This window comes from Bythopirellula polymerisocia (assembly GCF_007860015.1).
In the GTDB taxonomy this organism is placed as follows: Bacteria; Planctomycetota; Planctomycetia; order Pirellulales; family Lacipirellulaceae; genus Bythopirellula; species Bythopirellula polymerisocia.
The window spans coordinates 157605-180662 of record NZ_SJPS01000007.1 but is presented as its reverse complement, the minus strand read 5'-3'; the positions used below and the strand labels follow the sequence as shown (position 1 = coordinate 180662).

Annotated in this window: 16 protein-coding genes and 1 tRNA gene; 5 read left to right on the top strand and 12 right to left on the bottom strand. The window is 53.4% G+C overall.

The window, feature by feature from the left end; translation table 11 throughout:
- Nucleotides 1-142 precede the first annotated feature (142 nt).
- Together Pla144_RS19860 and Pla144_RS19855 are read right to left on the bottom strand one after the other, a co-directional pair.
- Entirely contained in the window at nt 143-3328 is a 3186-nt protein-coding gene (locus tag Pla144_RS19860) for a glycoside hydrolase family 2 TIM barrel-domain containing protein (protein ID WP_146452456.1), read from the bottom strand.
- Nucleotides 3329-3777: 449 nt separating this feature from the next.
- A tRNA-Pro gene (locus tag Pla144_RS19855) sits at nt 3778-3851 on the bottom strand.
- A gap of 191 nt (nt 3852-4042) precedes the next feature.
- On the opposite strand from Pla144_RS19855, the gene Pla144_RS19850 reads away from it, so the two are divergent.
- The 3 genes from Pla144_RS19850 to Pla144_RS19840 are packed head-to-tail and all read left to right on the top strand — an operon-like array spanning nt 4043 to nt 7546.
- On the top strand, nt 4043-5887 hold the full coding sequence (locus Pla144_RS19850; protein ID WP_146452455.1) for a sigma 54-interacting transcriptional regulator: 1845 nt from the start codon (nt 4043-4045) through the stop codon (nt 5885-5887).
- A gap of 34 nt (nt 5888-5921) precedes the next feature.
- A complete protein-coding gene (locus Pla144_RS19845) occupies nt 5922-7211 on the top strand; it encodes a phenylacetate--CoA ligase family protein (protein WP_231936456.1) in 1290 nt (429 codons plus the stop codon).
- Nucleotides 7211-7546: a DUF971 domain-containing protein gene (locus tag Pla144_RS19840; protein ID WP_146452454.1), complete on the top strand. Its 336-nt coding sequence runs from the start codon at nt 7211-7213 to the stop codon at nt 7544-7546. The genes Pla144_RS19845 and Pla144_RS19840 overlap by 1 nt, the downstream gene beginning before the upstream one ends.
- Before the next feature lie 29 nt (nt 7547-7575).
- Here the strand turns inward: Pla144_RS19840 and Pla144_RS19835 are convergent, their stop codons facing one another.
- The 4 genes from Pla144_RS19835 to Pla144_RS19820 form a co-directional block, all read right to left on the bottom strand.
- Entirely contained in the window at nt 7576-9357 is a 1782-nt protein-coding gene (locus Pla144_RS19835) for a DUF4340 domain-containing protein (RefSeq protein WP_146452453.1), read from the bottom strand.
- A gap of 225 nt (nt 9358-9582) precedes the next feature.
- Nucleotides 9583-12366: a Gldg family protein gene (locus Pla144_RS19830; protein ID WP_146452452.1), complete on the bottom strand. Its 2784-nt coding sequence runs from the start codon at nt 12364-12366 to the stop codon at nt 9583-9585.
- 58 nt (nt 12367-12424) lie between these two features.
- Nucleotides 12425-13135 (bottom strand): ABC transporter ATP-binding protein, encoded by a 711-nt coding sequence (locus Pla144_RS19825; RefSeq protein ID WP_146452594.1) that lies wholly within the window; start codon nt 13133-13135, stop codon nt 12425-12427.
- Between the two features lie 370 nt (nt 13136-13505).
- Nucleotides 13506-14753 carry a glycosyltransferase gene (locus Pla144_RS19820; protein WP_146452451.1) on the bottom strand — a complete coding sequence of 416 codons (1248 nt, stop codon included), beginning with the start codon at nt 14751-14753 and terminating at the stop codon, nt 13506-13508.
- A 169-nt stretch (nt 14754-14922) separates the two neighbouring features.
- Here Pla144_RS19820 and Pla144_RS19815 point away from each other — a divergent pair, with 169 nt between their 5' ends.
- Entirely contained in the window at nt 14923-15669 is a 747-nt protein-coding gene (locus Pla144_RS19815) for a hypothetical protein (RefSeq protein WP_146452450.1), read from the top strand.
- Here Pla144_RS19815 and Pla144_RS19810 read toward each other — a convergent pair.
- The 6 genes from Pla144_RS19810 to Pla144_RS19785 form a co-directional block, all read right to left on the bottom strand.
- Nucleotides 15619-17421, bottom strand: coding sequence for a DUF885 domain-containing protein (locus Pla144_RS19810; RefSeq protein WP_197530843.1), 1803 nt, complete (start codon nt 17419-17421; stop codon nt 15619-15621). The genes Pla144_RS19815 and Pla144_RS19810 overlap by 51 nt on opposite strands.
- A gap of 104 nt (nt 17422-17525) precedes the next feature.
- Nucleotides 17526-17957 carry a TadE/TadG family type IV pilus assembly protein gene (locus tag Pla144_RS19805; RefSeq protein WP_146452448.1) on the bottom strand — a complete coding sequence of 144 codons (432 nt, stop codon included), beginning with the start codon at nt 17955-17957 and terminating at the stop codon, nt 17526-17528.
- Between the two features lie 36 nt (nt 17958-17993).
- Nucleotides 17994-19148 carry a vWA domain-containing protein gene (locus Pla144_RS19800; RefSeq protein ID WP_146452447.1) on the bottom strand — a complete coding sequence of 385 codons (1155 nt, stop codon included), beginning with the start codon at nt 19146-19148 and terminating at the stop codon, nt 17994-17996.
- Between the two features lie 38 nt (nt 19149-19186).
- Nucleotides 19187-19609: a TadE/TadG family type IV pilus assembly protein gene (locus Pla144_RS19795; RefSeq protein ID WP_146452446.1), complete on the bottom strand. Its 423-nt coding sequence runs from the start codon at nt 19607-19609 to the stop codon at nt 19187-19189.
- Between the two features lie 605 nt (nt 19610-20214).
- Nucleotides 20215-20541: a hypothetical protein gene (locus Pla144_RS19790; protein ID WP_146452445.1), complete on the bottom strand. Its 327-nt coding sequence runs from the start codon at nt 20539-20541 to the stop codon at nt 20215-20217.
- A complete protein-coding gene (locus Pla144_RS19785; RefSeq protein WP_146452444.1) occupies nt 20529-20729 on the bottom strand; it encodes a hypothetical protein in 201 nt (66 codons plus the stop codon). Before Pla144_RS19785 ends, Pla144_RS19790 begins: the two co-directional genes overlap by 13 nt.
- A 1090-nt stretch (nt 20730-21819) precedes the next feature.
- Between Pla144_RS19785 and Pla144_RS19780 the strand changes: the two genes are divergently transcribed.
- The gene (locus tag Pla144_RS19780; RefSeq protein WP_146452443.1) at nt 21820-23052 is read left to right on the top strand and encodes a CARDB domain-containing protein; all 1233 of its coding nucleotides are present in this window, start codon (nt 21820-21822) and stop codon (nt 23050-23052) included.
- The last annotated feature ends 6 nt before the right edge of the window (nt 23053-23058 follow it).

Sequence of the window (23058 nt, the reverse complement as noted above, 5' to 3'; positions counted from 1 at the left end):
ATCTAGATTAATCCCCTGCCTCTTGAGTTGAAACTCCATAAAGCTGTTCCCGTTCCGGGCAAGATTATGAAAACAATTCTTTCTTGGTAAGCCCACCGGTTGTTTATTTCTAAATCTATAGAAATCTTAGTGAGAGCTAGACCTACCTTGGAAATATCGGAATCAATACAAACTCATACTCATGCTCTTCTCTACCAGAGAGAGTGTATTCAGAGTGGGTTCGAGCACCCCAACTATTATCGCCTCCGACGCCGTGAAGTTTCCAGTCGATGTGAACGACATTGAAATCACGGCGAGGGAGATCATGGGGATGCTTTGCAGCTTCCAGATCTGCCAGTGAGAAAGGCCAGACGCTCATACTGAGCGGCTTTGTACCGACAATCTTTAAACCAAGTCCGGAAGAATCGAGGAGCGAAAGCCAACGCGCGTCAGTGCGGTTCCCAACGTCTTGCGGCCGAATGTAGGGGTGGTTCCAGTCTTCCACGGTGTCGTGATAGATAGCGATCTCGCCACCCGTTTTGCGGTCCCAGTAGGTTTCTTGCGGGCCACGGCCATACCAAGTGACTTTATTAAACTCCTGGGGCATGGCTAGTTCCATCCCAAAACGTGGCATGAGGGGGACCTCCTTGGCTCCTGGGATGTAGTGGGCCCTGATCTGGAGTATTCCCTGATGCATTGGGGCATAATATACATGATAAGTTGCCTCGACGGACGGTAGCTCAAAGTTTGCTCTTATGATGCTATTGCCGTCGACCGTTGTCGCGGATATGTCAGTCAGGCGGCGTTCGGCGGCCGTGTTTTTCCACACGCCGAGGCGTTCAACATAGCCATTGCCCCACTGGTTGTTGTTCGGCTGCTTCCAGAAGTTTGGCACCAAGGGTTCAGTGAAAAGTTCTGTCCCATTGATCTGATAAGAGATCAGTACACCAGTTGTCTTGTCGATCCGTGCGCAGACGTTCTGCCATGTGATGTCAAAGTGATTATTTGTTTCTGTGAGTGTGGGGCTGTCTTCAGCGGCAGCGATACTGGCATCTGGTGGGACACTGGAGAGTTCAAACTGGTCCCAGGCAACGACGTGACCTGCCTCGGCCCAGAGCGTTGAATCGGCCAACTCGAATTTAATCGTAAGCAGGTATTCTGCGGGATCTTCGAGGGGAGGTAGTGGTATCCCGATCTGTTTCGCTCCTTGCGGCGGAACATCGAGCTTGTCCAGCCTTCCCTGATCGACTTGAATACCGTTACGACGCAGGATCCACACGGCCTCAAATTCGTTGAGGTTAGTAAAATAATACTTGTTGCTCACAAGGAAGCGACCGGCAGTCAGGTCTGTCGGTTTCACGATGATATTCTGATAGACCTTCCTCACTTCCCAGGCGTGGGGGTTGGGTTTTCGATCGGGACCAACTACGCCGTTGAGACAAAAGTCCCGATCATTAGGCTGATCGCCGAAGTCGCCGCCGTAAGCGAAGAATTCACTGCCATCCTCAGCTTTCTTGTAAAGTCCTTGGTCCACCCAGTCCCAAATAAATCCCCCCTGGAGATGCGGATATTTCTCGATGGCGGTCCAGTAGTCTTGCAGGTTACCGATACTGTTGCCCATCGCGTGGGCATACTCGCAGAGGATGAGGGGGCGATCCGGATTGCCCGTGGCATAATTCACAATCTCACTGATAGTGGCATACATGGGACAGCGGATGTCGGTATTACGGCCTTTCCATCCGGCCTGCTCATATTGCACCGGTCGGGATGGGTCGCGGCTTTTCATCCAGTCGTAGTTCTGCTTGAAATTCACGCCGTTGCCTGCCTCATTGCCCAGCGACCAAATAATCACGGATGGGTGATTCTTGTCGCGTTCGAGGACGGCTTGCGCGCGGGCCAGGTGAGGAGGCCCCCAACTGGGGTCTTTGGCTAACGACTCCGGCCCGTATCCCATGCCGTGAGATTCAATGTTGGTTTCGTCTACTAAGTACATGCCATATTCATCACAAAGTTCGTACCATTCCGGGTCGTCGGGATAGTGGCAGGTCCGCACAGCGTTGACGTTGAACTGTTTCATCAACTTGAGGTCGCGGATCATGGACTCTTCTGAGATTGTGTGACCCGTGCGAGGATCATGCTCGTGCCGGTTCACACCCTTCAAGTAAATGGGCTGACCGTTCACATGTAGCAAACCGTCACGGAGTTCGACCTCGCGGAATCCGACTCGGCAGGTTTGCACCTCCTGGGACTGGCCGTCGTCAAGCAAGGTCAACACTAGCCGATAAAGATTGGGCTGCTCGGCTGACCACTTTGAGGGGTCGAAGATTTCCTTTTCAATTTTGGCCGTAACAGAACCATCGGCCGGTACTTCCACCGGAGCGGAGAGTTTCTCGAAAACAACTCTTCCCTCATTGTCCAATAATTCGGCACGGACCTGGCAAGTTCTTACCTCTTGAGAATGGTTGTCGAGTTCCAAGTCGATGCTAAGCGTGGCGTTCTTGTAACGATCGTCCAGGTCGGTGTGGACGAAATAGTCGCGAATGGTCGTATCGGAGGTGGACCAGAGAAATACGTCACGAAAGATACCGCTCAGCCGCCAGAAATCCTGATCCTCGAGATAGCTGGCATCACTATAGCGATAAACCTCAACAGCTAGTGTGTTATCGCCGTCCTGAAGATACTGGGTAATGTCGAAGGTTGCGGTTGTGCGACTATCCTCACTGTAGCCAACTTTTTGGCCGTTGACCCATACATAGAATGCGGAATCGACGCCGTTGAATTGCAAATAGACATGACGGTTCTTCCAATCAGCGGGGACTTGGAATTCGCGACGATAAGAACCGACCGGATTGCGCTGGGAGTAATTCGTATATTCCTTGGGGGGATCGCCCATCACACGAGGAGGATCTTTTTTGAAGGGATAGGTGATGTTCGAGTAGAGTGGCACTCCGTAGCCATGCAGTTGCCAGTTGCTCGGGACGGGAATCTTCTTCCAATCGCTAACGTCAAACTTTGGCTGAAAGAAATCGACGGGTCGGCTCGCTGGGTCGGGGGACCAGTGGAACTGCCAGTCTCCATTAAGCGATTCATAGAAATCGCTCTTGGTGGTATCTCCTTCCAGGGCCTCTGTACGATTAGAATAGGGTTGCGACGCGGAGCGAGGCGGGAGCTTGTTGATACCAAAGACGGCCTGGTCTTCCCAGTCAAGACGAACTGCTTGAGACGGCTGAGGTATATGGCAGCAGAACCATGAAGCAAAGAATAAGAGACTAATTACTTTACGAAACCTGTTTGACTGGAATTTGTCGAAAGAATGGTATTTGAATGAGCCAATTAGAGAGTGATTCATTGCTGAGATTCCTTAAGACTGCTGCAACTGCGAATGCAAGGTAAAGTATATGAATGAGATTATTCTAGCCTTTTCACTCATATCAGGTAGTGATCAGTCGCTAGGATCACCATTGCCTTCCGAAACAAACACCGTGACATTATTTTCTATCAGAAATCAAGCCGTGAGGGCGAAGCTGGGGGTGCTCGTTCTTATGCTTCTCAAGAAGTATGATTGCCCACCCGACCTTCAGGAAGCTGCACCAGAACCGTATCAGAGCAAGCCGAGGTGTTGTGTGGGGACAAGTGGGGTACGGTACTTGGGAAGAGGATTGTTCGGCCACGGCATGGTACGGGTCTCCTTTGCTTTTTCCACAAACGGTAATTACCGTTTGTGAAGCACGGGAAAAGCCGCACTCGCGAACGTCGCGAGGTAACAGAAACTCTTGTTTCGGCGAGGTTTACGTATAGTCGGGCTGACAAGATTTGAACTTGCGACCTCTGCGTCCCGAACGCAGCGCTCTACCAAGCTGAGCTACAGCCCGATGGGCGGCCTTTGCGGGCCGTCGGAAAGCTTGCAAGTTTAACAGAGCCACCTAATGATCACAAGAACTGCTCGACAACTGAGAGGTTTTTGTGCCTCGGAAAGCCCTTGATGCTCTTCCAGATTGTGGATCGTTCGTTAGGATTGAGTTTAATTATTCCGACTATACTCACATCTCCTCGGTTCGATTAGTTGTACGCATACCTCACTATTCAAACTGGCAAGCAGGCGGGTACCAATTATACCTTGGACCCCAGTACCAAAATGCTTTTGGGTCGAGGAAGCGATTGCCATATTTCGGTGCCCGATCCGATGTGCTCGCGCGTCCATGCAATAATTAGCTTTGAAGACGACTCCTGGATCGTGCGAGATGATGGCAGTCGCAATGGTACGCTCGTCAATGGACAAAAGGTGGAGGAAGCCACCCTGGGTGACGGGCATCAATTGCAGATCGGGTCTTATGCATTTGAATTTCATCTCTCCGATCAACCTGCCACGGCCGACACTAATGATCTGAGTCAGACCCAAACCATCGTCCAAGACAAACCGATCGCAGTCCAGCAGACGAATCAGGAAGTTCTGGCTGCTCTGCCAACCCCGGAGCAAGTGCAAGAGTTGGTGCTCCTCTACCAACTGAGCATCCATCTGCTTGGCTGCGAAGAGCCGGATGAGGTAATCCGCGTTGCATTGGAGTTATTGCGAGAGCGAACCAAAGCGGCGGTAGTCGGCTTCTTGTGGGTGGACGATGAAGATCAACTCAAACCCAAGATTGTCATTCCCAAAGAAGGGGCCGAGTGCGTTCGGCTGAGCCAGTCGCTCACCGAGTTGGTAATGCGTCAAGGTCATGCAGTATGGGTGGCGAATCAATCTGCCGGTGACTCACCTAAAAGTAGTGTCACGTTCGCCGATGCCGTGTGTGCCCCACTTGTGCGGAAACAAGCGAACGGAGACCGACTCACCCTCGGTGCGATTCACGTCTACCTTCGTAACGGAAGATTCCGACAATCGGATTTCGATTTTGTCATCGCGGTGGCGAATCTTGTCGCAATCTCATTGGTGAGAGCAAGGTCTCAGGCCAGCATGCGAAGTGATTTTCGACATCTGGTGAGTGCTTCTCCTGGTTACGATGAACTTGTCGGTGAAAGCCGGGTTATGCAGGAATTGCAGACGAAGATCCAACGCGTGGGAGCTGCTCCTGGATGTGTGCTGATCCGGGGTGAGAGTGGTTCAGGCAAAGAACTGGTCGCCCGGGCGATTCACCAGGCAAGCCACCGAGCCGATCGGCCGATGATGTCGGTTAACTGCGCTGCAATTCCCGAAGAACTCATGGAAAGTCAGCTCTTCGGCCATCAAGCCGGCGCTTTTACAGGTGCCGACCGGGATCATATTGGTTTCTTCCAACAGTGTGATTTGGGGACCCTGTTTCTCGACGAAATTGGTGAGATGCCGCTGGAGGGGCAAGCCAAATTACTCCGCATCCTAGAGGGGCACCCTTTCCTGCCGGTGGGCTCCACTCAGGAAGTGCAGGTTGATGTACGCGTGATCGCCGCCACGAATCAGGACCTGAAGTCATACGTTCGCGAGAAAAAGTTTCGTGAAGACCTCTATTACAGGTTAAGTGTCTTTGAGCTTCATCTACCCCCGCTTCGCGACCGTAATGGCGATATCGGGCTCTTGATTGATTTCTTCCTGGAACATTATCGCAAACAACGGGGCCGCCCGCATTTGGAATTGAGTGAAGATGCTCGGTCCCGGTTGCTGGATTATCGTTGGCCTGGCAATGTGAGACAGCTTCGTAACGTGATCGATAGCGCAGTAGTCCTGGCTGAGGACGATGGGATCCGACCTCGTGACCTTGGCCTACACGACGTGGGTGACCAGGAACTTGATACCTTGGAGATTGATCGTTGGGAGCGTAAGTTGATTATCGAAGCCCTGAAACGCTCCGACGGAAACGTTCCGGAAGCGGCTAAGTTGCTCAATATCGGCCGGGCGACGTTGTATCGAAAGATCGAACTCTACAACATTTCCCGCTAGCAAGGGGGAAATGTAGGAATGCAGGAATGGGGGAATGGAAGGAAATAGACACACGTCTGCTGAGCAACGTCGCCGATTCGAGAGCATGGATCGTGCGGGACTCTCTGCTTATCAACTGGAGCGGGTGAACCGCTTACTATCAACAATCCTCCCACAGAACGAGTTTTATGCCGCCAAGCTAGCCGACTCTCGAACGCAGCTTGATTCGTTAGAGCAACTTGCTCTGCTGCCCATGACGACAAAGGATGAACTCGCGGGGGAGTCCGATCATCCTGCGAATTTGACTTGGCCGGTGGAGCACTATGTGCGCTATCATCAAACGTCGGGCACGCGGGGCCGGCCTCTGACGGTGCTCGATACTCTGGACGACTGGCGCTGGTGGATCGATAGTTGGCAGTATGTCTTGGATGCGGCTCAGGTGACTGAGAGTGATCGCGCCGTGTTGGCCTTTTCGTTTGGACCCTTCATTGGTTTTTGGAGTGCGCATGATGCGCTGATCGATCGCGGGGTACTGGCGATTCCCGGCGGAGGGATGAGCACGCTGGGTCGGCTCGACTTGATCGAGAGAACCGGCGCGACGACGCTCTTCTGTACGCCGACGTATGCCCTGCATCTGGCCGAAGTGGCAGCCCAAAACAAGGTTGATCTGACCAAGACTTCCCAGCTTCGCAAGATCGTCGTCGCCGGCGAGCCGGGTGGCTCGATCCCTGCGACTCGTTCTCGAATCGAAACCGCCTGGGGTGGCGCACGAGTCACTGATCACAGCGGTGCCAGCGAAGTCGGTCCCTGGGGATATGGGGACGAGTCCGGCACGGGGCTGCATGTGCTTGAAAGCGAATTCGTTGCCGAGTTCATCTCGGTCGCAACCGGCAAGCCGGCTGAGTCGGGTGAGTTGGCTCATCTGGTGCTAACTCCATTAGGACGGTTTGGCATGCCGGTGATCCGCTATCAAACTGGGGACTTGGTGCGTCCCACCTGGCCAACCGAGGGCGCGAATCGATTCGTGTTGCTGTCGGGAGGTGTATTGGGTCGGGCGGATGATATGATCGTCGTTCGCGGCGTGAATATCTTTCCGAGTTCGATTGAAGAAATCTTGCACAGCTTTCCCGAGGTAGCCGAGTATCGGTTTACGATTCGTAAGCAGGGTGCCTTGGACAAATTGCTCCTGGAAGTGGAAGACCAACTCCAGCAACCTGCGCGAATTGCGGAGGAATTGAAGCTGCGGCTGGGCATGAAGGTCGAAGTCCATCAGGCAGACCCCCGGTCTTTGCCTCGCTACGAGGGCAAAGGAAAACGGTTTGTTGACGAGAGAGAAAGTAAATAATGATTCCCCAACCGACCGAATTAAAACTCCTGAACCCCGATACGTTGCAGATTGCCTGGAACGATGGGCTGGTTGGTCGCATTACGATTCGGGAATTGCGGGAGAACTGTCCCTGCGCGAATTGCATCGAGAAGCGGAGCAAGCCGGAGCCTATTGCATTGCTGCCGATTCTCAAGGCTGAAGAGACTCAGCCGCTGAGGATAACCAAGATGGATCCGCAGGGACGCTACGCCTATGCCATCGACTTTAGCGATGGACATAACACGGGGCTGTTTACGCTGGATTTGTTGCGCGAGTTAGGTGAAGTGGTGGGGGATGAAGGAATAGGGGAATAAAGGAATGGGGGAATGGGAAGTTCCTTCATTTATTCTTTGCCGAGGCCCAGGGGGAGGTTGGGAAGGCCTGAAACTCCATCTTCTTCGGCTCCTGCTTCTCCGGCTGCTGAAGCAGCCTCGCCGTCGGCATCTTTTTTCTTGATGAGTTTGTCGAGGCCGACGTGGATTTGCTCGTAGACGTCGTTGGAGATCACGTAGTACCAATCGCCGAATCGCTTATTTAGTTCTGCCACGCGCTCCTGGCCTTTCTTGACCTTCTCCTGGTACTCGTCGAGACGACGCTGGTTCTCCGCCTCGATTTCCTTGCGGGCGGCGATGATGTCGGCGAGTTCGTCCGCTTTGGCTTTTTCGTCGGTGGCTTCGTCGGATTCTGATTCGGCTTTTGAATCGTCGGCTGCTGAAGCAGCCTCGCCAGGGGAATCGTCCTTTTCTGATTCGGGGGCGGGTTCGTCGGCTGCTGAAGCAGCCTCGCCAGTGTCCTCGGCTTCATCGTTGGAAGGGTCCTCTATTGTTTCGTCGGCCTCCGAAGAAACTTCGTCAGAGTCCGCTTCAGTCGACTCCTTGGATTCATTGGCGTCTTTGGGGAGGGCGGGCAACTCCTCCAGTTCTGGCATCTCGATCATGTCCTCATTGAACCTAGCCATGACAAATAGATAGCGGTTGATACTGTCACCCGTGGCTGCGTCTTCACCTTCAGCGGGCTTGGCTTCCCCAGTTTCGGCATCCATTTGCAGGTTGCCGAAACGGAGCACGTACTCGACGCCATCCTGCAAGGAAGTGACAATTTCGCCTTCTGTGGAAAGGATTTCAGACTGTTTGTTCGGACCGATGGCAACGGGCGCAAACCCGCGCATCATCAAGCTGCGGATGCCTGCCTCATCTTTCAGGAAATCTTCTCCTGCCTTGAGGTCGTCGCTCAACCCGGCCGGCTTGCGCTCGACATCGACAAGCAAGAGATCGTCCAACCCATCGGCAAGCGCCTTCAGGGCGTCTTGATTCAGCTCTTCGTCCTCGGCTATTTCATAGGTAGCAAATTTCTTGCCTCCTTTATCGAACTTCCGAATCGACTCGGCCTGCCACTTTGAGTTATCGCTATCATAGGTGAGTGTCATTTCGGCTCGACGGTCCCAATCCATCTGGATGCCAGACAGGGAAAGCATCATTTCCGCAGAGTAATCCTTGATTGCCAACTTTCGAATATCAAAGGAATTGATCTTCAACAAGTCATCTTCGATCCAGTCATCGAACTTGGTGGTGAGTTTTTCGGGGTCGAGTTTCACTACATACACAACGTCCTGATTGGTGCGGCGGACATAGTATTGCCCTTCAGCGTCCTTAACAGGCTTACCAACGATCATGTCCGTGAGTACATCATTGTTGTTGTCGGACAAAACGACGCGGATCCCCACCCCTTCGGCTTGAGAATCGAGATTCGATGAAGTCGGGTCGATAACTCCCAATTCGGCATGCTGACTGGCACTCGAAGCGGCAACGCGGAGCACTTCGCGATCGATCAGGCAGGTGGCGGCTTCGGCCATCTGACGGGTCGCGTCTGCTGGGTAGTCCTGCTTAGAGGGAATTGACCATAGGCCATTGTCTTCGGCGACTTCAAACTCGTTCGTCGAGGCAGTTTCGGGGTCGAACTTGATGATCTTGAGGCGCTTGGACGCATCGATATCGAATTCATTGAGTCTCTGGCCGACGAGAGACTCCACATCGAAGGAATTTTCACGGGGTGCCACCACAAAGGCAGCCAATAGCGCCAGTCCTGCTGCGACTACAAAGGCCAGTGTTTTTGTCATTTCACTCATAGTTAACTCAGTCTCACCTATTTTTGACAGCAGGCGGAAGGCCTGCGGATATTATGGTACTCAAAGTAAAATCAATTGAACCACAGAGGGCACGGAGAAATGTGCCTTAAAGCGGCCTCACCTGGATGGGCGATTTTTCCTTCGATTTTTCGTAATTCCTCAGATTTCTCTTTGTCCTCTGTGGTAAATACCTTGTTTCTTCTCAGATTGAATTAAGGTATTTGCTTATCGCAATCTTGTCTTGGCGATGCCTTCTTGCTCAGCACCCCGACGGCGGAAAAATACGTAGAGTGCCACCAAGAGCGGTGGAATCGGTGGGATCAGGATCGCGTATAGTTTGTAGCGATCTTGTACCCCACGAACTTCTTGCTCCGTGGCGTAGCTGATCTGCTTTATCTTCCGACTGCGGCGAGATTCAATCGATTGCATCTGCTTCTCTAGTCGCTCTTGCTCGCGCAAGCGGACTGCTTCGAGTCGTTGTTGCCGCGCGATGTCACTGAGCCCCTCCATCTTCTCGACGGCGGCAACGTTTTCTTCAAATCTCTTCTGGGCCTCTTCGATTTCGGTTTGGATCTCTTTGACAAAATCTTCCTGCTCTTTGAGCGATTCGTCGCGATATTTCTGGGTCGCTTCGTCCACCTTGGCCAAGGTACGATGCTCGCGCGTTTTCTTGCGAATACCTATGAACCGGTCATCACCAGCCAAGGCGTCGATGATGTTCAGGATGAAAGTCACGTTTTGCGTAGCTGGCAAGATCTCGGCCCCGCCGCTTTGGCGAATGAAGAAGAAGTCGGGAATCATCCAGTCAATGTCCGTAACGACGACTGAGTTGATTGTGCGCTCTTTGACTTCGGTGGTGTCGATGTCGTCTTTAGGGTTATCTTCGACGGCTGCTGAAGCGGCCTCGCCGTCGGGGGACTCGTCGGCTTTGGGGTCTTCTTTCGGGGCGGCGATGCCGGCTAATTCCAGGTCGTCGTCGGTGAGTTTGCCGGAGATGTGTGCCGCCATGATGTAGGAGTTCTTGGTGAGTTGGCGACTGAAGACTTGCGAATTCTGTCCTTGCCGTCGGACGGCTAACGCGTCCACCGTACCAGCGTTGCCACTGCCGGTCACGGCGAGTTGTTCAAAATTAAGTTTCGAGCCTTCTGCCTTCGTGATATGCCCCGGGTAGATCAGCAGCAACTGATTGAGACCTGAGGAAATAATGTTTTCAGGATTGAAGGGTTCCTGGGCTCCATTTCCCATATCAATGAAGATCCATTGAGGATCGGCGTAGGCCCTCACAGTTTGGTCGGGGGCGTAGTCTTGCCACACAACTTCCATCGGTTCGACATTCACGCCGAGAATACGCCACAGTTGCTCGATGTCTCCCTTGGGAATGGGGCCTCCGCCGCCGCCGAACATCGCCATGCCGGGCTGTTGGCGCGGCTCAGCCGTCCCCGCGATATCCTGGGGAAAGAAATGGGGGTGCGGATCTTCGAGAATCGCAGTGGGGATTCCGCTGCGGACGGCATCGACTAAGTGGTCCATTTCTTCGGGACCCAGCATCGAGGGCTGGATCACCAACAGCACGTCGTAGTTGCCTTTGAGGGGCTGCGCGAGATCGATAGCACGATCATCAACGTCGTATTGCTTGCGGAGTTCGGTAATCAGCGGCCATTCCCGTTGGCGATCTGCACCCGGATTCAGGAACGGTATTCCCGTATCGACGATACCTACTTTGAGTGTCTTTTCTTGTGTCACGGTGGCAATCGACCGCACCAACTCATACTCCACAGGAATGCCCTTGTCGATGAAGGGGATCACTACCTTGCCAAGACCGGAGGTGACTGCCGCTCCAAGAAAGAAGGATTCTTGCGACCGCTCTCGGCCACTGGTGATGACCACATCGTGGGGAGTGATGCCATAAGTCTGCTCGGCCAGGACGGCCTCAGGACCATAGTTTTCGATTTCGTGGATGTTAACCTGCACCTTGTCGCCGCTCAGAGCTTCAAGTTCTGCCAATGTGGTTAAGAAGTTCAGCTTGGTGGAAGTGTATTCCGCAGGAACTTGGGGACTTACATAGGCATCGATGTGAATAGTGTTTGCGGAGGAATCGTTCTTGATCCGCTTCAAAAGTTCGATCGTGTCGGGTGAGAGCGAACTGAGCTGTGCGCTACTGATGTCGGCCCGGAGAAAATTCCGATTATTGGCCAATTGGGTCACTCCAATCGCAATTGCCAAGAGTGCGATTGCCCGTATCGCATAATGGCCAATGAGTGAGTTTCCGTCCTCCTGGGAACTCCAATGGCGGCGGCCGATCAATACCATGCTGATGTAGATCATCACGACAGCCAGCATGACAAAGTAGGTAGCTCCACCGAAGCTAATCACGCCGCGCTCGAAATCTTTGAAACGCTCCAACGCGCCCCATTGGCGAACCGTTTGAGCTACGGCTGGGTCCTTGATAAACCAGTCTGCGACACCAAACAGTGCCAGCGGCATATTGAACAGCGTGCCGAGAATGAATCCCACGGTAAGGTTTTGGGTCAAAAAAGAGGCGACCATTCCGATGGCGATCATCGCCAGGCCAATGAACCAGTAGCCAACGTAGGTGCTGATAAAGAGTCCCCCGTCGGGGTCCCCCAGTCCCCATTTGAAGACTAGGAAAATCGAAAACGCGGAAAAAAGCAGCGAAACAGTGAAAATCGCCACTCCGGCAAGGTACTTGCCTAGCACGACATCGAAATCGCTCGCTGGCGAGGTCAGCAGCAATTCATCAGTTCCCTGCCGCCGTTCTTCCGCCCAGATGCTCATCGTGATCGCAGGAATAAAGACCAGCATGATGAAGGGCAACCAGCGGCTAAGCTGATCGAGATTCGCCAGATTGCTGGAGAAAAACTCTGGAGGCCAAAAGGTAGCTAAGGAACTCAACACCACAAACACACAAATAAATGCGTAACCCGTGGGATTGGAAAAGTAGCTCACGAAATCGCGTTTGAAAATCGATTTCATTACATTGAAGTTCATAGCGATCAGATCCTGTACGGTCGGTCTCGGCGGGAAATTGGAGGGGAATACTGTCGTACTATCCAGCGACGGTTAATGCTTGGAAGCGGTTGTCGAGGTTATGGTCTTCAAGGGCAAGTTCTTGAGGTGTGCCGTCAAACACAAGGCGGCCTTCGTTGATGAACACAACTCGATTACACATTGCCTCAACTTCCTGGAGGATGTGCGTCGAGAGCAGAATGGTTTTTGTTTCGCCTAGTTCGCGAATCATCTTACGAACTTCACGAATCTGGTTCGGGTCGAGTCCTGCAGTCGGTTCGTCGAGAATCAACACATCTGGGTTATGCAGCAAGGCTTGGGCCATGCCGACACGCTGACGATAACCCTTGGAAAGCTTCCCGATTGGCTTGCCAATTACGGCCTCAAGATTACAAGTCTTGATGACTGCCGCGATTCTCTCATCGAGCTTGGCTTGCGTCATACCACGAAGGTTGCCAAAGAAAGTCAGCAGGCTTCGTGGGGTCATGTCGGGGTAGAGGGGGCCATTCTCAGGCAGATACCCCAGACTGTCGGCCCCCTTCAATCGTTCTGTGGCCATATTGTATCCGGCGACTCGGGCGTAGCCTTCCGAGGGAGCCAGATAACCGGTTAAGAGTTTCATGGTGGTACTCTTGCCAGCCCCGTTGGGACCCAGAAAGGCCGCAACTTCTCCTTTGTTGATCGCAAAGGAAACATCTCGGGCCGCCGCAAAGCTGCCGTAGAATTTTGACAGCCCAATGGCTTCAATCATCGGTTCGGAAGCGCCGGTATTCGCTATGGATTGGTTTTGCACAGTTTGACTCATCAAGTTTTCACTCTCGGAGAGTGGGTCAGAAAACACGTATAATTCGATCTACAGCATGACGGGGACCTCATCCGCCGGACAAATTCTCAGGCGACTAAGGTAGCGGAGGTGGGATTCGACCACACGCTTGGCGACAGGTGGCCACCAACGAGAACCCCTGTAGCAGTCGAATCTGCCACCTGAGGTCCGCTAGAGATTAACCCTATCAACGGGGATTTGTCTAGTCCGCACCTCCCCAACAGAGCGCTACGATCCAAGGTTCCAGGGGGTTCGCCTAAAGGGGAGAAAAATCTGAAAAAATCGGGCATTCCCACTTCTAAGCTCCACCGAGGCTCTCCAGCTCAGTGCACGAGGCATTCATCGCAGCGGGGAGATCAAATTGCTGGGCCCAATGTTGGCACTGCTTAGTTACGTAGGAATTGCCCAGTAAGCGGTCCAAACCTGCCGCTAGATTAGCCCCCGTGAATCGTTTGGGGCGGAGAATCTCTGCCACGTCAAGATTCTTGAGCCTGGTGGCATTGTCGAGCTGATCATAAGCCATGGGCATCACGATCTGGGGCAATCCGGCAGCAAGACCTTGGGCACTCGTGCCGATCCCGCCATGTTGCACGAGCGCTGCGCACCGGGGGAGAAGTCTGCTCATCGGCACAAAATGGCAATGCTTGATCGACTCTGGAAGCGTAGCGGGGAGTTGCTCGGGATACCTGGTCAAAAGAATTCCTCGGCGATCCAAACGCTGACAGGCATCCACGGCGGCTGCAAATATTTTCTCCCCCCTCGTCATCGCCGAACCGGGGGCGAACACGATTGGGGGACTACCACTTTGCAAGAATTCTTCGACATCTGGCTGAAGATTTTCCTGAACCGATTGGTCCCACAGAGGAAATCCTGTGAGTCGCGTTTGCGGAGGCCAATCCGGTTGTGGCGGTGCGAACCAAGCGGGAAACATTCCCAGGACTAATTGCGGGGAGAAATACCACTCGTGCATCACTCGCCGGACGGGAGGAAGTCCCAATTTGCCACGCAATGCATTCACTTCTCCAGCCACCAGGTGGTCGACCATCTTGTCAGCCAGCCAAAACTGAAATTTTCGCAATGTGGAAGGCACCCAACTTTGCATGAGCATGCCAAACATTTGCGGAGATTGATGAAAGCTGCGCAGCGCCACGGGGGCAAAGTGGACGCTAGCCAAGGGAGTACCGAACTTGTCGTGGTGAATGCGACTAGCCAGGTCCAGACAGTGGGCAACTAGAATTGTTTCGCCTTGGGTTACGTTAGCTGAGACGATGTCATAGAGTTCTCGCAGGCCGTTCTTGAAGCTCTTTCGTAGAACCATGATAGGTCCCCGCATCGGATGCCACAGGTCCGGATGATGGGCCAACTCGTCATACTCTTCGGCCGTGCCTAGGGGCAGGAATTCGATACCAGCTGCTTCGACGATCGCTTGAAAATGAGGATTCGTAACAAGAACCACCTGATGGCCGCGGCCGCAAAGCGCGGCACCGAGGCCCACCATCGGAAAAACGTCTCCGTAACTCCCCAGGGCCGTGATCAAGAATTTCATTTGCCGGATTTCCTAGGCCTTTGCCTACTCTGACGATTATGGGTGAAACCGCATCGTCGCAATGAGTTGCTCCAGTGGCAAGGGGAGCGGTGTTGCGATGCCAGCCCCGGCGAACAACAATGGAAAGCTGGCTTTGCTCATTCTTAGTCCCTCCTGAAAAAGACTTCCGATGCCAGACCCAATCACACCTGAAGATAGTGATGACGAATTCGAACTCGAAGCCGTCGACCCGGAGATTCTGGAACATGGCCGCCGGCGCGCTGCCAGGCAAATCCGCGAAACGGAGACGCGTGCCGCCCAGCAGGAACTTTACGAACAGCCCGAAGCGAGCGAGCCGTTTACGCTCGACGATTTCAAGGGAATTCGCTTTACGACGAAGCATCTGCTAATTGCTACGGCAGTGCTATCGATAGTGATGAGCGTAATCAAAATCGGCAAATGCAATGGGGTCTTTTTTACTGGACTGGCGGCACTCGCAGGAGGTTGGTGGTGGGTCTTACGCAAAGAACGCATTGCAGCGGCGGAAAAGCGGCAGCGTCTCGAAGAAGTCGCTGCCCGCCTGGCCGCGCATACCAACGACGACGGCGAACCGATTGTCGCACCAAAACGGCCTGCAACGACCATTCCCAAACCAGAGGAAGTTCTCCCGGAAAAACCTGCGCTGAGTTTTTCGTTCTCAATCAAGCAAATCATGGGCGCCATGGCCGTGGCCGCGGTGATGCTGACGCTGGCTAGAATCATGGAGCCGGAAGGGGCCGCCCTCTTGTTGGGACTCATCGCGGTGATCGGTCTTGTGTTTCAAATCATGGGGGTCGAGCTGCCAGGAATCGTGGTCTTCGGGTGGTGGATTCTATTGGTGCTCTATTTAGTGATGAGCGTGTGGGCGATTTTCTTCGCGACTCCCGGTGGCGCGTAGCGATTCAACCAACCACGCTTTCACGTTCGTTTCAAGAACATCCAGCGGCACGCCACCCGCGCAAAGCACTACGTCGTGGAAATCTCGCAAATCGAAATTTTCCCCAAGTTGCTCCTCAGCCATTTTGCGCAACTCGCGGATTTTTAGCTCGCCTACTTTGTATGCCAGTGCCTGTCCCGGCCAGCTGATGTAACGGTCCACTTCGGCTTGAATGTCGTGCATCGCCAAGGCAGTGTTCTCAGCAAGAAATTGGATTGCCTGTTCACGGGACCAGCCGAAGTAGTGCATTCCCGAATCAACGACCAGACGACAGGCGCGCCACATCTCCATCGTGAGCCGACCGAAGTTGCTATACGGATCCTGATAGAAACCTGCTTCAAGTCCCAACCGTTCGGAATAGAGGGCCCAGCCTTCGACGAAGGCGGTGAAGTCGGTGTATCGGCGAAATACGGGCAACCCATCCATTTCCTGCTGCAGCGCCAACTGTAGGTGATGCCCCGGGACGGCTTCGTGCAACGAAAGTGCCTCGATATTGAACAGGGGCCGGCTCTTGAGGTCATAGGTGTTCACATAATAGAAACCAGCCTTCGTGCCATCGCCGGTCGGTTGTTGGTAATATGCCGCGGTCGTGCGGGGGGCAACATAGTCGGGGACCGGGCGAATTCCATACGACATCCGAGGCAACTTGCCAAAGAGCGAAGGGAGCTGGCCGTCCATCGTCTTGAGTACCAGCGCGACCTCTTGCATCAACTGTTTTTCGGAGGTCGCGTAGAACTGAGGATCGGTTCTTAGAAAATCAAGGAATGCCGCAAAGTCCCCCTCGAACTCAACCTCCTGAATAATCGCCTCCATCTCGCTGCGAATCCGCTTCACCTCGGCGAGTCCCAATTGGTGAACTTCGTCGGGAGTCATGTCAGTGGTCGTAAAACTCTGTACGCGATGGCGATAGAACTCGCGACCGTTGGGCAGCGCTGATACGGCAATTGTATCCCTCGCACGAGGGACATACTCCTCGGCCATGAACGTGCGCAGCTTCTCGTAACTGGGGACGACAGCCTTAGAGATGGCGTCGCGACAAGCTTGGCGTAGGCGATCGTAATCTTCCTCTGGAATCGCGGCGGGAAATTCTTTGAAAGGTTCGTAGAGCGTGCTGTGCTCGGGGTCTGACAGGATCTGGGCATCGATGGCTGTTTCCCATCCTTCCAGAACGACAGCAGGCAGCACATGCCCCGACGCGACTCCGGCCCGCAGCAATTCAAGGTGACCGTCCGTATATGCCGGAAATGCCCGAAGCCTTGCAAGGTAGTTCTCGTAGTCGGCAAGCGTCTCCAGAGGCACATCGCGGTAGAGTTGAGGAAACTCGATGTGGAAACCATTCCGCTGCGTAATTGGCATGAGATGGCTGCCAAACTCAAACTCTGCCAAGTCATCCCTCAACACTCGACTGAGAATGGCATGGTTGACTTGATCGGTTGCCGAGAGTTGCGTTACTTCGATGGCCTCCAGTTGCTTGAGGAAATCTTGCTTGGCTTTGTTGCGACGCGTGGAATCTGCCAGCGAAACCTTGTCCAACTGATCGTTGAAACGGTGGTCACCCACCGAAGTAGCAAAGAGTGGCGACTCTCGCAGCCGGAATTGCCAGAAGTCTTCGACTAGCTCGTTGAATGCCGACTGATTTGTTTGCTCAGCATACGAGAAAGGCAACACAGGCAACCAGCCGAGGCAAATGAGTAGTATTGGGTAGCGAATCATAATGGGCATCTTATACGATAGCCCAATGACAACAAGCAGAAAGCAAAGGACGATATTCTCTGCTGCGAGAGGCGGTCAGCCCCCAAAGAGTCCGATTAGTAGCCTCAGTCAATGTTGCTACTGAGTCCGCGTTCCCGGCGCATTGTCAAATCGCTGCTGATTTGCGTGTCGGTGAAAAAGAAAGGAGCCACCCAGGAATTTGCATTGGTAGGTACCACGACCGAGACACTCACGTTCGTGGTGTCCTCAGTGATCACGCTCGGAGTTACGGTAACCTGGGCACCTGAAATCAATGTAGCGTCCAATACGAAACGTGCGGCAGCTTCCACATTTGCGGCAGTGGCACCGGGGACGATGCCTCGCCGACAACCTTCGTAGACTGAATTTTCCACGGTTTGCCGAATCATGTTAACCCGCGAGAATTCCAGCGCGGCGAAGGTAAACAAGAAGAGTACGGGACAGCAGATCGCAAACTCTACTACTGTAGCTCCGAGACGGCTCTTCGCTTGTTCGTTGTATCGTCTGCGTTTTCGCATGGTTACTCTCCCTGTCTTCTCGGTTCGGAGCGTTGCTTAATCAGTAAACATGACTGGCAGGGTCAATGCGATCTCTTCAAAGATGTCTTGCAAGGCAGCCGCGTCGGGGGCGATGTAGTGGTTGCCACCCGTGGCATCGGCTATCGCTTGCATTTCAGTCGGATTGGCTTCGCCGAAAGTTATCGTGTGGATGACGATGTCCTCGGCGGCTGCCTGGGGAGCTACTGTGCTGGGCTGCACACCTTGTGTGTAAGCTCCGTCACTCATCAGCACCATCGTTTTCGCGGCATAGGGTCGCGCTTGAGCGGACGTCAACACCTCAATTCCCTTAAGAATGCCTGCCGAAATATCGGTCATGCCGTTGAACTTTGTGTTCGATAGAGCTTGCATTGCGTTTGTTGCATCTGTGTAGTTTTCGCTTAGAGCCTGGTTGATTGTTGCGGCATAGTTGGTGTGGCTACAACTTGAGTAGTTGCTTCCATAGGATACTAATGCCAAATGCTCCGTCTGTGGGGTTGTGAGTAAGGCATTCTTGAAACGGGTCACTGCCACGGACAACGCGCCCCACCGGCTCAACGACATATTCGGTGGCTGACAGAATCGTGAATCGCCCGTTGACATCACAGGTGCTGTATCGGTGAGGTAGAGTTTCATCGAACTAGAACGGTCCACTACCAGGCAAATATCTCGGTCTAAACGCACAACGGTGGCAAGCTGGGTTGGCTCGAAATCGAACACACTAAAGACCCTGCCGAACAACGTAGGTATGCTCCCCGAGGGGGCTGTCCGTGTACGTCGGCCGTTGACCCGGACCGCGTTGATTGGCTCCTCACCCGCCACGAAGTCCCAAGCGCCACCTTGCTGTTGTTCGGAATTTCCGAAGACAATGTCGCTGTCATCTAAGACCAACGGTGTGCCCGCAACCAGGTTGGCTTGGGCTAGGTTCTTGGCAGCCAGACGTGAGGCATCAATGTCTTGCTGCCGGGAGAGCGATTCTCCAGCGGCCCGCGCGGCTGCGTCAGTAGCCGAGCGAAGCCGCGTGCGACATAGCTGCATATAAGCCACGTCAACAGACAGAACAACGCTCGCCAAAAAGACGATCATCAAAAAACAGGCCAGGATGGAGATAGCACCACTACGGCAGTTTTCGGATTTGTTTTCACGGCGAGTTGAAGGATGGGAGAATAACATGGCTGAGGGCCTCTAGAGAAAAAGATATTAAGTGAATTTCATTCCTTGACCATCGTTGTCGTGACCGACAACGTTCTTCCTCCGAAAAACCAAGGGGGTATCAGTGCGTTTGAATCGCAGGGTGCGGTTGCGGTCAACGAAATCTGTGTCCCACGGGGCGTCGTGGCGACGTTCGCTGGCGATATCGAAAGGGCCGCACCAGAAACGTTCCGAGCTGCAATCAGCGTATCGAACCGCTGCTCTACAGCGGTATTTGTAGAATCGAAGTTGATCGCAACTCGCACGGCTTCGTAGCTGGCGATCGAGAGACTGTGGTTTAGAAAAACCATGTTGCAGGCCTCGATCGAGGCCATCACGAGCATTACGAACAGTGGCAGGACTAGCGCCAACTCCGTGGCAGCTACTCCACGGTGCGATTGAGGAAATCCTGCCTGTCTTGCTCGGCGACGATGAATAAACATGCCGGTACTTTCAACAGAGATTGATCTATCTTAAGTAAAGCGTGTGTTGCTTGCCAAACGATAAGTTGCAGGCAAACGAGTTGTGGAAAGAATAAGGTGGGGATAATTGCAATGAGGAGAAGGCTCCACTGTAAACCTATGTCAAACATCAGCCTCGGGTGGAAAAGCCCAGAAAATTTTCTCGGTCGGAGTCGCTAAACGATTGACCCTGTTCCGACTGTATCGAATATGTGGAGATACAGTCCATTTTCGAATCCGTCGAATTGCAAAGTCGAAAATTTAGCCACTAAAGAATGGCCACAGATATCCCAGCGCTACCTGTTGCCGCAACCAAAAGATTTTTCTCGCAGAGACGCGGAGACACAGAGGGAAACGATTTTATTCACTGCTGTCTATGCGTCTCTGCGAGAGACTATCTTCTTTCCAGACAACGAGTTGGGATATTGTGATATATTGTGTGTAAAAAGTTTGTCAGGAATCAAATATTCCGAACGTTAGTAACACAGAACACAGAAAAAGAAGGAACTCTGTGCTCTCTGTGGCTATGCTATCTTTGGGTTTTCTGACCTTGCAGTTTTTCTGCCTTTTCGAATCAGTGGGCTCAACTAGGCAACTCGAGGTTTATGAATCGCACGGTGGCAGGAGTGTTGTGGCTCATCGCGTTGTTGCCTCACACGGTATTGGCGAGCACGACACAATAAGCACGGCATGTAAACCATTGCACCGCAGCCTCGGCAGCGCTGCGCAACCAATTCTGGACTATCGTAGGAATAGTTTGTCGTCGTTTCACGACCATGGAGTCCGCGACGGCCGCTGGCGATCGAATTGACGATGCCTCGACTAACCCCCAGCTGGAGGGCGATCTTGCGATGGGAGAGGTGGCCCTCAACGAGTAGGCGACGGACTTCCATCACGGTTTCTAATGCCAACATATCTGGGGCTCCTTTCGCCGCCGTTGACAGAGTCCCAGATCCGCTTCGCCATCTTCGTCCCTGGTCCAGAAGTCTCCGTATTCGGGAAGTGGATCGCACTGGTCTTCGTCGGGGATGAACACATCCCAGGGCTCGTCGTCCCAGGGGTGGATCTCTCTCTCAGAAGGAGGCGGATCAGTGCGTGACAAGAATTGCTCTTCCACAGAGTTGGCCCTCCAAAATGCAGTAGATGCTCAAGAACTGGCATTGCAGGAAGTGCTGCCAGACAAGCAAGAAACTAGCAGAACCGGTGGCCAAATACTATACGCTTGTACAGTATTTTTCTGCGGGGTTTTTGTGGGCTATTTCGCGGGGGAAATGTAGTATGCGAACGCAATCACTGCAAATTGTGGAAATGCAAGAACTTAGGGTGAGTATTCAAATGTGTCGCAATTCACCTTTCTCAGTTTATGTTGGCTTGGACAGAATCCATCGCGAGGGCCACCACTTCAAGCTCAGCGGATTGGCTCGCCAATGCGACTTCGCACTTTGCAGCTAAAATCGACGGTCAGTTTCATCTTCGCGCGTTAGCGAGCACGGCAAGTCGCAGCGCCTGGTCCAACCGAGACGACTTGACGACTGACCATACTTGAAGCGGCGTGGGGAACTCCGCGGGGACCTCCGCAGCGTCAAACGCGATCTGAGGGCACTTGCTCCAGTGGATGGAGGAGAGCTGGCCGAAGCGCGCTGGGGGTGAGAAGTTTGCCCCTTGGGAAGTACCCCGCACTTTTGAGCCGTGACGTGAATGCTGGCGGAATAAAGAATCAGTCCCACCTGGGCGGCGTTGCGCGTTTCGTCGTTACTCTGTTGCAGATCCTCTACCTTCGTTCTCAAGGCATTGCCAAATAACGCCTGTCATCTGGTCTCCTCATTACTTGTTGGTGGCTTAAAGACAGACCGGAGCTTATCCTTCAGGGCATCTAGTATCACCGCAATTACCTTCTGACCTCCGCGGACGGCATACGCCTTGAGCTGGTCTTAAAGTTCATCGGGAATCTCGACCGTAATTTTTTATACTCAATAAATAAGGACTCAGAGATTTGCGTGCAACACTATTGCAGCAATCCCCTCAATAACTGACCCTGCACACAAAACGAACGTTTTATTTCAGAAATTGTCGGTAACATACTCCCCTCGATTTTCGCTTAACCTTCTATCCAAATTGTTGATTCGCCAGATGCCGTCTTGCCTGCTAGGCGGTTGGCCAGGAACTCGCTTCAGCGGGTAGAAGGAATTGAGATGAAGATTATTGAAACCACCATTTTATTGGCTGCCGTCGCCTTGTTGTTCGACAGCACCGCCCAGGCCCAGTCGCGGCTGCAGAAGCTGCGCGATCGTTTCGGCGACGCGCAGCAAACAAGCGAACAGACCAAGAACACGACTCGCGAGAATCCAATCCAAAAGCGGCTCCGCGACCGGCAATCACGCGGCACCAAAGGCAGCACTGTGTCCAACACGAACACCGCTAAAAACGTCGCGACCAAACAAGCTACCAACCGCGACTTGCCGAAATACGATTTTGCCATCACCGGCATCCGCGGCAGCGACGACGCCCTGATGGTCACGGTTCAGAATCAGGGCTTTATTGCTACGCCTGCCAACCAGGTACAGGTGACAATCAAGGACCGCGTTACCGGCCAGGTCCGCACGAGCCGAACGGTCCGCGTTGCCCCGATGGAACCCAACAAAGTGGTCCGTGTGCGTATGGCTTCGTTGCCGCTGGGGAATTCAGTCGTGCACGCCGTGATCGATCCCTACAGCCAGGTTTCCGAAGCCAACGAGCAGAACAACCTCCAGACCGCCACGTTCGACGCGCCATCGGTACCCCAAGATCCCAACCAACGTGCCGACCTCACGATCTCGCGAATCCGAGTTCAGGGCAACATGCTCTCGGTGTTAGTTTTCAACCAGGGTGCAACTGAGAGTCTTGCTGCACCCGTTAATGTGGAACTCCGCTCACCCAATGGTCAGCTCAAGGGGACAGGACAAGAACGAGTCGGTGCCCTGAAACGCGGCGAAAGCCGCCAGGTGTTTTTCCGCAACCTCGTGCTCGACGACGTTACCGCGACGGCCGAGGTCGACCCGCACAACCGTGTGCCGGAATTGAACGAGAAAAACAACATTCTCAGTACCACCATCGCAAACCAAACCCAGTATGCCCCGGACTTGATGATCACGGGTATCCAGTTCAGGCGTCAGCAGAAGGAAGTCGTGTTCACTGTCCGCAATGTGGGACCGGTGGCTCAGAACGAAGATGTCACACTCACCGTGAAGTCTTACTTCGGCCCGGGAAACCTCGCCGAGCGCTACGCCATGCGGGTCAGCCGACTCAATACCGGTCAGTCGATGACCTACACCTGGAAGGTCGAGCAAATGAACACCGGCATGCAGTTCGAGGGTGTGCTCGACATCTCCAACCGCCTGCCGGAGCAAAATGAAAACAACAACCGTCGCGTGGCGACGTTTAATTAGACAACT